This window comes from Streptococcus sp. 1004_SSPC (assembly GCF_001069025.1).
GTDB classification, from domain to species: Bacteria; Bacillota; Bacilli; order Lactobacillales; family Streptococcaceae; genus Streptococcus; species Streptococcus vestibularis.
Map to the genome: position 1 here is coordinate 1 of NZ_JWGQ01000114.1, position 893 is coordinate 893.

The following is an 893-nucleotide window of genomic DNA, read 5'->3' on the forward strand; positions in this document are numbered from 1 at the left end:
TCAAATTGTGGTTTCCAGCCAAGTACCGTACGAGCCTTTTCAGAAGAGGCAATCAATGTATCTGGATCACCAGGACGACGATCAGCTTTCTCAGCTGGAATCTCCTTACCCGTTACCTTGCGAGCTGCTTCAAGGATTTGAAGGTTTGAGAATCCCGTTGAAGAGCCTAGGTTGAAGGCTGTTGACTCATTGCCTTTACGAAGATATTCAACAGCAAGGAGGTGGGCATCTGCCAAGTCAAATGGATGCACATAGTCACGAACATTTGTACCGTCTGGAGTATTGTAGTCGTCACCAAAAATCATGATTTTCTCACGCACACCTTGAGCCACTTGGAGAATAATTGGTAAGAGGTGGGTTTCAGGACCATGGTCCTCACCGATAGAACCGTCAGGCTTAGCCCCCGCTACATTAAAGTAACGAAGAGGAACATACTTGATGCCGTAGGCTTGGTCTGACCACTTCATGATGGTTTCCATCATAAGCTTGCTTTCACCGTAAGGATTGATTGGCTTTTGTGGTGTGGTTTCAAGGATTGGTATTTCCTTAGGAATACCATAAGTTGCAGCTGTTGATGAGAAGACAATGTATTTAACATCACATTCGTTCATGACTTCAAGCAACTTCACCATACCAGCAGTGTTATTGTCGAAATACTTAAGTGGCTTTTCCATAGACTCAGCCACAAGTGAGTAGGCCGCAAAGTGAATAACGGCATCGACATCAGGATTTTCCTTAAAGACCTTACGCATAAAGTCCTGATCTGCTAAATCTCCCTCGTAGAATACAGCGTCTGGATGAACTGCCGCACGGTGACCAGTCACCAAGTTATCCACGACAACGACTTTTTCTTGCCCCGCTTCAACCAAACGGTCCACCATGTGAGAACCGAT

At 45.5% G+C, this 893-nt stretch carries 1 protein-coding gene; it reads right to left on the reverse strand.

The window, feature by feature from the left end:
• Positions 1-893, reverse strand: an 893-nt coding sequence (gene galE, locus ADF62_RS08420; RefSeq protein ID WP_048788583.1) for a UDP-glucose 4-epimerase GalE, incomplete at both ends; no start/stop codon positions are given.